10 protein-coding genes are annotated in these 10,062 nt (G+C 63.4%); 6 read left to right on the top strand and 4 right to left on the bottom strand.

The features are described from left to right. The 3 genes from repC to repA all read right to left on the bottom strand — a co-directional run bounded on the left by repC (position 1) and on the right by repA (position 3,558). Positions 1-1,215: a plasmid replication protein RepC gene (gene repC / locus Tal182_RS29030; protein WP_085861738.1), complete on the bottom strand. Its 1,215-nt coding sequence runs from the start codon at positions 1,213-1,215 to the stop codon at positions 1-3. A 154-nt stretch (positions 1,216-1,369) separates the two neighbouring features. After that, positions 1,370-2,365 carry a plasmid partitioning protein RepB gene (repB, locus tag Tal182_RS29025; RefSeq protein ID WP_085861737.1) on the bottom strand — a complete coding sequence of 332 codons (996 nt, stop codon included), beginning with the start codon at positions 2,363-2,365 and terminating at the stop codon, positions 1,370-1,372. Continuing rightward, positions 2,362-3,558, bottom strand: coding sequence for a plasmid partitioning protein RepA (gene repA / locus Tal182_RS29020; protein WP_064808802.1), 1,197 nt, complete (start codon positions 3,556-3,558; stop codon positions 2,362-2,364). The genes repB and repA overlap by 4 nt, the downstream gene beginning before the upstream one ends. Positions 3,559-3,761: 203 nt before the next feature. On the opposite strand from repA, the gene cobF reads away from it, so the two are divergent. The 5 genes from cobF to Tal182_RS28995 all read left to right on the top strand — a co-directional run bounded on the left by cobF (position 3,762) and on the right by Tal182_RS28995 (position 8,093). Next, complete coding sequence (gene cobF, locus Tal182_RS29015; RefSeq protein ID WP_085861736.1) at positions 3,762-4,526, top strand: precorrin-6A synthase (deacetylating); 765 nt, start codon at positions 3,762-3,764, stop codon at positions 4,524-4,526. A 63-nt stretch (positions 4,527-4,589) separates the two neighbouring features. After that, a complete protein-coding gene (cobG, locus tag Tal182_RS29010) occupies positions 4,590-5,969 on the top strand; it encodes a precorrin-3B synthase (protein WP_085861735.1) in 1,380 nt (459 codons plus the stop codon). Positions 5,970-5,971: 2 nt separating this feature from the next. After that, the gene (locus tag Tal182_RS29005; protein WP_064808796.1) at positions 5,972-6,604 is read left to right on the top strand and encodes a precorrin-8X methylmutase; all 633 of its coding nucleotides are present in this window, start codon (positions 5,972-5,974) and stop codon (positions 6,602-6,604) included. Beyond that, a complete protein-coding gene (locus Tal182_RS29000; RefSeq protein WP_064808795.1) occupies positions 6,601-7,332 on the top strand; it encodes a precorrin-2 C(20)-methyltransferase in 732 nt (243 codons plus the stop codon). Before Tal182_RS29005 ends, Tal182_RS29000 begins: the two co-directional genes overlap by 4 nt. Continuing rightward, on the top strand, positions 7,329-8,093 hold the full coding sequence (locus Tal182_RS28995; protein ID WP_064812302.1) for a precorrin-3B C(17)-methyltransferase: 765 nt from the start codon (positions 7,329-7,331) through the stop codon (positions 8,091-8,093). Before Tal182_RS29000 ends, Tal182_RS28995 begins: the two co-directional genes overlap by 4 nt. Here Tal182_RS28995 and Tal182_RS28990 read toward each other — a convergent pair. Further along, positions 8,057-8,827: a cobalt-precorrin-6A reductase gene (locus Tal182_RS28990; RefSeq protein ID WP_085861734.1), complete on the bottom strand. Its 771-nt coding sequence runs from the start codon at positions 8,825-8,827 to the stop codon at positions 8,057-8,059. The two genes, Tal182_RS28995 and Tal182_RS28990, sit on opposite strands and share 37 nt — an antisense overlap. Here Tal182_RS28990 and cbiE point away from each other — a divergent pair. Continuing rightward, positions 8,826-10,058, top strand: a complete 1,233-nt coding sequence (cbiE, locus tag Tal182_RS28985; protein WP_085861733.1) for a precorrin-6y C5,15-methyltransferase (decarboxylating) subunit CbiE — start codon at positions 8,826-8,828, stop codon at positions 10,056-10,058. The two genes, Tal182_RS28990 and cbiE, sit on opposite strands and share 2 nt — an antisense overlap. Positions 10,059-10,062 lie beyond the last annotated feature (4 nt).

Here is a 10,062-nt window from a genome sequence, read left to right as displayed (position 1 = left end):
TCATCCCGTTTTTCTCGTCATCGGACCATTGGCCCGCATCAACGCCATCAGCATCGGACCGAGCGAGAACTCACCGCGCTCCGCCCGCCGGGTCAGATCACGCAGATAGCCGCCGGCCGAATTGATATGGCCGCCGCGTTCCAGAATGCAGGCGATCACGGTGGCAGCATTCTCCGGCCCCATGACGTCGCAAGCTTGCTGATAGGCGCTGGGGCTGACGCCAAGGGTGGAACGGACGACGACGGCGGCGGCCATCAAATCCCGCCAGCTACCGATTCCGCCGCCCGGCCCATAGGCAGCAATCTCGGGGCAGGCCTGCAGCACCACGGCAAGGGGGAAGGATTTCGGCGGCTCCCGCCACGGCCGCGGTTCTTCCTCCGGCTTCGCGCCCTGCTTCGTGTCGAAGCTTGGTTCAAGTTCAGATATGGGGTGTGGGTTTGAATTATGTATGTGCCAACCGTTTTGGCGGTCATTGGCGTCTGTTTTTTTTGCTTTTGCCTTCGATTCCAGCGTCTTGACGATCACTTCGCGGAACTCTTCGAGATCAGTCAGCAGGCTCTGGATCTCCGCGGTCGACGGGCGGCGCGGCAGGCTTGCCGATAGGCAATTGAAATGTTGCTGCATCTCGATCCACTCGCCGGCGATTTCCTCTTCCAGCGCGATCTCGATGAGCTTGGTGATGTCACGCCGGCAAAGGCTCAGCCGCTCTCTCAGGCGCTTCCATTCAAGCTTGTCGGCCAGCACCTGCGCTGCCTGGGCTTCGATCTCGCGAGCGCGCACGAGGAGCGGTGCCAGGCTGAAGCCGAAGGCTTCCCCAACCCGGCCCTCGCCGTTGCGGCGGGCAAAACGTTTTCCGTTCGGACTATCCCGCCGGATGATCAGGCCGGCCTCCACCAGCATCGCCAGGTTTCGCCGCAGCGTGGTGCCGGCCATGCCATGAGTGCGCAGCGACAGCTGCTCGTTCGAAGGAAAGACGACGAAACCGTTGGTCTCGGCAATCTCGTTCTTCGGATAGAAGGTCAACAGCGCGTTGAGAACGGCAAGCGCACGGTCGGACACGCCGATCAGGCTCTTTGCTTCACAGAGCGCACGAAAGATCTTCCATTTGTCGACCGATGCGTCCGCATCGATCCTGCTGGCGCTTTCCTGGCTTTCCAGCATGCCAAGCGTCATCGATCGCCGCCCGAAGGGCGTCGATACATATTGAGGCTCCATGTCCCTTACCTTTTTTCAAGGCAAAAGAAATCTACCATCCAAAAGGATGCCGAAGAAGCTTGACACTGATTCGAGGAAGTGCGATTCTCAGATTGTCCAGATATGAGAAAGGCTTCCGCGACGGCAACGTTCGGAGGCTTTTTTCTTTTGCGGCCTACTCTCCTGCTTGCAACTTGCCGGCCTGATAAGCTTCGTAAAGCTCATCGAGACGGCGTGAAATGTAAGCGCCGAAATCCGGCGCTTCGCCTGTTTTCAACGCGATCGTGAAGGAATTGCCGGCGCTTTTGATTCGGCCGGCAATCTCGCCGCCGCTCTTAGGCTTCCAGTCATATTCGGTGGGCTCGGGCTTGGCCTCTTTCCTGGCGAGTTCGGCGACCAGAAGTTCGAACCGGCGGTCGCTCTCCTCCGCCCTGAACCCATCCGAGGCAATCAGCTTCGCAAGCCGCGCCGCCGTGGTCCCATTCCAGTCCTGCGCAAGCGCCATCCACTTGCGTCGTCCGATACCGGGTGCGGCCCCCACCGACCTGACGATCTCGGCCGGAATGGCCTTGGCGACCGACAACAGCTTCGACAGCTCCGTCTTATCAGTGGACAGCGCCTTCATAATGACGGGACGTTCAAAGCCCTTGAGCTCGAGATTGAGAGCGAAGACGGCGCGTTCGATATAGGAAAGGTTCCGGCGCGCCGAATTCTCGATGCCCTGCGCAATGACGACATCGGTGTCGTCGAGCTGGCGGACGATCGCCTGCACCCTGCGCCCGAGCAGCTTGACGGCCTGCAGCCGGCGATGGCCGTAAGCGATCTGGTACCGCTCGCCATCTTCGGGATGGCGCCGAACAAGGATCGGCACTTCCTGGCCATTGTCGGCAATCGACTGCACTAGCTCGTCCTCGCGATCGAGCGGCTGGTCGGCAAGGCGATCGCGGACGAAGGAAGAATCGATCAGCTCGGGATCGAGTTCGACGATGCGCTCGCCGGAGAGCAAAGCCTCCTGCATCGCCCTGCTCTCTTCCTCCATGCGGCCAAGGGTCAGCGCCATTGTCCGAACCGGACCGGCCGATCCACGCAAAGAAGGCTCCTCGTAGTTGGCCGCGGCCAACTCCTGCGCCGTATCGTCGAAAAGACCTTTCAGGCGATCACGTCTGCTCATGTGCGGCCCCAGGCTTTGTGAATGCCGGCAAGAACCTCGCCATTGGCAGCGTTGACCGATTCCAGCGCCCGATCATACGTCGAGCGGCGCACCTGCCCCTTCTCGATTTCGTAAAGCGTCTGCTTTGTCAGCCCGGCATCGGCGATTGCCGTCGATTTGAGAATGGTTGCCGTCAGCACGTCGTCGCCGAACAGGCTGCGCAACAGCGCAACGATCTGTGACTGCGGTGCATCGAAGGGTTCGTGACGGGTGACGACATATTTGATGAAGTCGTGCTGCAGGTCGCCGCCGGCCCTGCGAACCACAGAGAGAAGATCCGAGGTCATCAGCAGGAACTGCGACATGGAGGCGACATCAACCATCTGCGGGTGGATGGTGATGAGCAGCGATGTGGCGGCGCAAACGGCACCGAGGGTGAGGTAGCCGAGCTGCGGCGGGCAGTCGATCACCACCACATCGTAATCGGCCTCGACCTCGGCGATAGCGACGCCGACGCGGCGGAAAAACAGCTCGGCCGGCTTCTGGCGATCATTGAGCGCCCGCGGCGTCTCATGCTCGAACTCCATCAGTTCGAGATTGCCGGGCACCAGATCGAGTCCGTCGAAATAGGTCTTGCGGACGATCTCCTTCAGCGGCTTACGAGCCGCATCGTAGCGGATGGCTCCATACAGCGTATCGCCGTCGGAAAGATCGAATTCCGGCTGAACGCCCAGCATGGAGGAGAGCGAAGCCTGCGGGTCGAGATCGATCGCCAGCACCCGGTAACCCTCCAGTGCCAGATGTTGCGCCAGATAAAGCGTGGTCGTCGTCTTGGCCGAACCGCCCTTGAAATTGGTGACGGCGACCGTCTGCAGCTTTTCGCCGGGGCGACGCCACGGGAGGTAACTCAGCGCGTCCTTCGGCTTCAGGTTCGCCATGTAATGGCGCAATTCATTGATCTGCCCGAGCGTATAGGAACGTCGACCATTTGAGGAAAGCTCCGGCTGCGGCCCCTTGCCGTCAAGCGAAAGCTGGCGAAGATAACCGTCGGAAACGCCGATCATCTGGGCGGCTTCGCCGGAAGAGAATGTGCGCAGCGTCTTCTGCGCAAGCGGCGGAAACAGCTTGTCGCGGAGAAGCTTCAGTTGCCGCGAAAGCTGGTTCGCATGCCGCTCGATCCGCACGTCTGTCGTCGATACGCTAATGTTGTCCAAAACACCCAATCCTTTTCGATGCGCTTTTCTGTCAACATAGCGTCAAAAAGCGTATCGAAAGTGACACGATTCGGGATTTACGGCAACAATAGGGGTCAAGCCACCGCGGCTGGCCGAGTTGGCCGCGGCCAACTCCCTGCCCTGCCCTTGCGGGCGGCCGGGTTTTTGGGCAAGACCGCTTGGACTCACGGGGAAATATCCGCTTGAAGCATATCAATATCATCGGAATCGGCACGGGCAATCCGGAGCACGTCACCATACAGGCGATCAAGGCGATGAACTCCGCCGAGGTGATCTTCCTGCCGCTCAAGGGCGCCGGCAAGGAAGAGCTCGCCGAGATCAGGCGGGAGATCTGTGAGCGTTATGTCACTCGTCCAGGCGTCCGGATCGCAGAATTCGCGGTGCCGGAAAGGCAGACCGCACACAGAAGCTACTCCCAAAGCGTCGATGCCTGGCACGGCGAGATCGCGAATATCTATGGAGAATTGATCTCGGGCCTGCCGGACGGCGGCATCGGCGCCTTTCTCGTCTGGGGTGATCCCAGTCTTTACGACAGCACGATCCGCATCATCGAACGCGTGCGTCAAGCAAACAGCATTGATTTCGATTACAGCGTCGTTCCCGGCATCACCAGCATCCAGGCTTTGGCGGCCAGCCACAAAATCCCGCTCAACCTCGTCGGCCAACCGGTCGAGATCACCACCGGGCGGCGGCTGGCGCGGGATGGACTTTGCGGCGGCAGTACGGTCGTCATGCTCGATGGCGAACAGGCTTTTGCGAAGATCGACGATGCCGACGCCGAGATCTTCTGGGGCGCCTATCTCGGCACTGGAGACGAGATCATCCGATCGGGACGGCTCGCAGACATCGCTGCCGACATCCAGACACTCCGAAGGGAGGCGAGGCAGCGGCACGGCTGGATCATGGACATATATCTGCTGCGCAAGGGACGCGACTTCGAGGAATAGCCATCGCCATCGTGTTTTGCCGCGCCGGCCGCGATCATGTAAGAGATGATCAGAGGGTTGAGAATGGGCACAAAGGCCGCCAAGGCAATCGACAGGACAGGCGAGGCGGATCTCAATGATCGGCCGCCGGCGAAGCCACGCCCGCGCGGCGCCTGCCCAGCCCTTGCCGCACCCATGCCGACCGGCGATGGTTTGCTCGTGCGGCTGCGTCCGGCCGGCGGCGCCTTGATGCTATCGCAATTCTCAGCGCTTGCCCGCTCGGCTGCGGAGCATGGAAACGGCATCGTGGAAATCACCGCGCGCGGCAACCTGCAGATCCGCGGGCTGCGGGTCGAGACCGTTAGGCGCCTCGCCGCCGATATCGATGCCGCCGGGATCGCCGTGCCGGACGGGCCGGCCATCGAAATATCGCCGCTGCACGGCATCGATCCCGAGGAGATAAGCGATCCGGCAGCGCTGGAACAAGCGTTGCGCAGCACGCTCGGAGAGCGGCTCGCCTCGCCGCGGCTAGCACCGAAACTCTCGCTCATCATCGACGGCGGCGGCGCGTTCGGTTTATCGGCGCTTCCGGCCGATATTCGTATCGTCGCGCGACCCGGCGCACAATGGCTCGTTGCGATCAATGGCGACGGCGAGACGGCAACGCCGGTTGCCAAGGGTGCAGCAGAAGCGGCGATATCAGCCGTTGGCGAGATTCTCGAGCTGCTGGCGGTCAGGCAGAGCCGACGGGCGAGGGATATCGATCCGGCCCTTCTGCGGGCGCGGTTTCCCGCTATGGATGCCATCCGATTTCGTCCGTCACATCGAGCAAAGATGCCGCTTTCCGGCTTGCACCGGCTGAAGAACGGAAAACATGTGCTTGGTGTGCGGCCGGAATTCGGTCAGATGAGGGCATCCGATCTGACCACCCTGTTCGACGAGGCAAAAGCCCACGGCGCGACAGCCATTCGACTCGCGCCCGGCCGCGGCTTCTTCTTCACCGACTTTCCGGCGGGTGCCGCGCCGGCCCTGCAGATCACTGCGAGCAAACATGGCTTCAGTGTGCAATCCGGCGAGAAATGCGAATATATCGCCGCATGCGCCGGCGCCGGCGCCTGCGGCTCCGCCTTCTTCGAGACCGGAACGCTGGCGCGCCGAATTCTGGCCGCGGCACCCGACCTTTTCGACGGCTCGCTGATGCTGCATCTCTCCGGCTGCGCCAAGGGCTGCGCGCATCCGCGTCCGGCACTGACGCTGACCGGCACGTCTGAAGGTTACGATCTCATCCTCAACGGGTTGGCAATGGACCGGCCGGATGAACGGATCGCTGGCGGACGGATCGATTTCGCTATAGAGAGGCTCGCCCGCTCCATCGAAGACAACAGAGGCGCTGGCGAATCGACCGCCGCCTGCCTTAAACGGCTTGGCGCAACCGGCGTTGCGAAGGCGCTGCGACAGGGATAGGAATGCCAGACTACGATTATATCCGCAGCGGCGACGCGATCTACGAGCGTTCCTTTGCGATCATCCGCGCCGAGGCCGATCTTTCGCGTTTCACCGAAGATCAAGCCGAGATCGCCGTCCGCATGATCCATGCCTGCGGGCTGGTCGAAGCGGCGGAGCATTTCGTCTTTTCGACCGATTTCGTCGGTGCCGCACGCGAGGCGCTGAAGGCCGGGGCGCCGATCTTCTGCGACGCGGAAATGGTCTCCCATGGTGTCACCCGGGCGCGGCTGCCGGCGCTGAACGAGGTGATCTGCACGCTGCGCGATCCGGCGACGCCAGAGCTGGCGCGCGAGATCGGCAATACGCGCTCGGCCGCCGCCATGCATCTGTGGCTCGACCGGCTCGGCGGAAGTGTCGTCGCGATCGGCAACGCGCCGACGGCGCTGTTCCACCTGCTCGAGCTCCTGCGCGACGGCGCTCCGAAACCCGCTGCGATCCTCGGCATGCCCGTTGGCTTCGTCGGCGCGGCGGAATCGAAGGACGCGCTGGCAGAGAATTCCTACGGCGTTCCCTTCGCCATCGTGCGCAGCCGGCTTGGGGGCAGCGCCATGACGGCTGCAGCGCTCAATGCGCTGGCGAGGCCGGGGCTATGACGGAACATGGCCGTCTGATCGGCGTCGGCACGGGTCCCGGCGATCCCGAGCTTCTGACCCTCAAAGCCGTCCGCGCCATCGAAGGCGCCGAAGTCATTGCCTATTTCGCCAAAGAGGGCAGGGGCGGCAACGGCAAGGCGATCGTCGAGCCGCTGCTGAAACCCGGCGTGACGCTGCTGCCGCTCTATTATCCCGTGACGACCGAGATCGACAAGAACGACGAACGCTACCAGAGCCTGATCACCCGGTTCTATGATCGCTCTGCCGCGGCAATCGCCGACCATCTCGATGCCGGGCGGACCGTCGCGGTGCTCAGCGAAGGCGATCCGCTGTTCTATGGATCCTATATGCACCTGCATGTCAGACTTTCCCAGCGCTACCCGACGGAAGTGATCCCCGGCATCAGCGCCATGTCGGGCTGCTGGTCGTTAGCCGGCATGCCGATCGTGCAGGGGGACGACGTGCTGTCCGTACTGCCAGGTACGATGGCGGAGACGGAGCTGACGCGCCGCCTGGCCGATACGCAAGCGGCCGTCATCATGAAGGTCGGCCGCAATCTGCCGAAGATCCGCCGGGCGCTCAAAGCTGCCGGCCGGCTTGCGGAAGCCGTCTATGTCGAACGCGGCACCATGGCGAATGCGGCCATGGTAAAGCTTGCCGACAGAGCTGACGGCGAGGCGCCGTATTTTTCGCTGGTGCTGGTTCCCGGCTGGGAGGGCAGCCGATGAGCGGCGCGCTTTTCGTGATCGGCACCGGTCCTGGTAATCCCGAGCAGATGACGCCGGAGGCGTTGGCTGCTGTCGAAGCTGCGACCGATTTCTTCGGGTATGGACCCTATCTCGACAGGCTGCAACTGCGACATGATCAGCTGCGGCATGTCTCGGACAATCGCGAAGAGCTCGACAGGGCAGGGGCGGCACTGTCGATGGCGGCGGATGGCGCCAAAGTCTGCGTCGTCTCCGGCGGCGATCCCGGTGTCTTCGCCATGGCGGCGGCCGTGTGCGAGGCGATCGAGAACGGACCGGCCGCCTGGCGCGCCGTCGATCTCACCATCCTGCCCGGCGTCACCGCCATGCTGGCAGTGGCGGCAAGGGCGGGGGCGCCGCTTGGTCACGACTTTTGCGCCATATCGCTCTCCGACAATCTAAAGCCCTGGAATATAATAGAAAACCGTCTTGAATTGGCGGCCAAGGCCGGGTTCGTCATCGCCCTTTATAATCCGATCAGCCGGGCCCGGCCCTGGCAACTCGGCGAGGCCTTCAAGCTGCTGCGGGCGCATCTGCCTGCAACGACACCAGTTATTTTCGGGCGTGCGGCCGGGCGGCCGGACGAACGTATCGCCGTGCAGCCGCTTTCTCAGGCTGATGCCTCGATTGCCGATATGGCGACCTGCATCATCATCGGCTCGGCCGAAACGCGGATCATTACGCGGCCCGGCAGGCCGGATCTCGTCTATACCCCGCGTTTCATGGCGGAGGGAAAGAGGTGATCGATCGCCGCCAGCGCCGCCGCGACAGTTTCGACCGTCTTGACCGCGGACGCCTCAGCCCGCGCGACCATCAACACCTCGATGCCGAGCAGGCGGGCTGCCTCGATCTTCGCATAGGTGGCGGCGCCGCCGCTGTTCTTGGCAATGATGACATCGATATGGTGTTGCCTCAGCAGAGCCAATTCGCCTTCCAGCGTGAACGGACCGCGATCGAGGATATAATCGACATTCGCAAGCGTCAGCGGCGGCTCGACGGGGTCGACGCTGCGGATGAGATAGTGATGCTGCGCTGCCGCTTCCGCATAATGCGCACCCTGCCGGCCGGTTGCCACGAAGACGCGGCGAGGGGAGGGGCCAAGCGCTCCGATCGCCGCCGGAATGCTTCGCAGGTCCCGCCAATGATCGCCCGGCAGGCGCTGCCATTCGGGACGGCGCAGAGCGATTGCGGTTATGCCGATGGCCTCGGCAGCATGGGCGGCATTGGTGGAAATGCGCTCGGCGAAGGGATGCGTGGCGTCGATCAGCAGATCATATCCGCCGGCCTTCAGGAAATCGGCGAGCGCCGCAGCCCCGCCGAAACCACCGATTCGAACCGGAACCGGCTGCGCGGCCGGTTTTTCGGTACGACCGGCCAGCGACAGAAGAACGTCGCAATCGTCACGCACCGCGAGCGCTTCGGCCAGCAGACGCGCCTCGTTGGTGCCGCCGAGGATCAGGATGCGAGGTCGTCCCATGGCTGATGTCTCTCCTGCCGGCAATCCGCCCTGGCTGACTATTATCGGCATCGGTGAAGATGGTCCAGAAGGGCTGGGCGAGGAGGCGAGGAGGCTGATCGCCGGCGCACCGGCCGTCTTCGGCGGCGCACGGCATCATGCGCTGGCGGCGCCGCTGATATCAGGTGAGAGCTTTTCCTGGCAGAGCCCGTTCGAGCGCTCGATCGAAGCCGTCCTTGCCAGGCGCGGCACGCCGGTTGTCGTGCTCGCCTCCGGCGATCCGTTTCTCTACGGCGTCGGCGCAACGCTCTCCCGCCATGTGGCAGCAGAAGAGATGCGCACCATCCCGGCGCCTTCGGCCTTCAGCCTTGCCGCCTCGCGCCTCGGCTGGCCGCTGCAGGAGGTGGCGGCGATTTCGCTGCATGGCAGACCGATCGACCTGATCCGGCCGCATCTGCACCCAGGGCGGCGCATCATTGCGCTGACGTCGGACGAGAATGGGCCTCGCGCGCTGGCAAACCTGCTGGCCACCGATGGCTTCGGTCAGTCGCAGCTTACCGTTCTCGAGGCGCTCGGCGGCGCGCGGGAACGGCGCAGAAACGCGATCGCGGCCGATTTCGATCTCACAGATATCGATTCCCTCAACGTCTGCGCCCTGCAAATCGCGGCAGGGGAGGGGGCGCGCATTCTGCCTTTCGCCGCAGGCCATGAGGACGGGCTGTTCGAACATGACGGGCAGATCACCAAACGCGAAATCCGGGCGATGACGGTGTCGGCGCTTGCGCCGCGTCACGGGCAACTGCTCTGGGACATCGGCGCCGGTTCCGGCTCGATCGGCATCGAATGGATGCTCGCCGATCCGTCGCTGAAGACGATCGCCGTCGAGCAATCGCCGGAGCGGGCGGCGCGGATCGCCCGCAATGCATCCGCTTTCGGCGTGCCGCATCTCGCCGTCGTCGAAGGCGCAGCACCCGGCGCATTGGCGGGCTTCCCGGAACCGGACGCGATCTTCATCGGCGGCGGCGGCAGCGAGCCCGGCGTCATCGATGCCGCCACTGCGGCGCTGAAGCGGGGAGGGCGGCTCGTCGCCAATGCCGTAACGCTTGAAATGGAGGCCGTGCTGCTCTCAGAACACGCAAAACGCGGCGGCTCGCTGACGCGCATCGAAATAGCGCGCGCAGGGGCCATCGGCGGCATGAGCGGCTGGCGGCCGGCCATGCCGGTGACGCAGTGGTGCTGGAAGAAAGGATGAGGGA

It is taken from the genome of Rhizobium sp. TAL182, from assembly GCF_002117725.1.
GTDB classification, from domain to species: domain Bacteria; phylum Pseudomonadota; class Alphaproteobacteria; order Rhizobiales; family Rhizobiaceae; genus Rhizobium; species Rhizobium esperanzae.
Note: the sequence above shows the minus strand (reverse complement) of the source record. Positions and strands in the feature narration are given on the sequence as shown.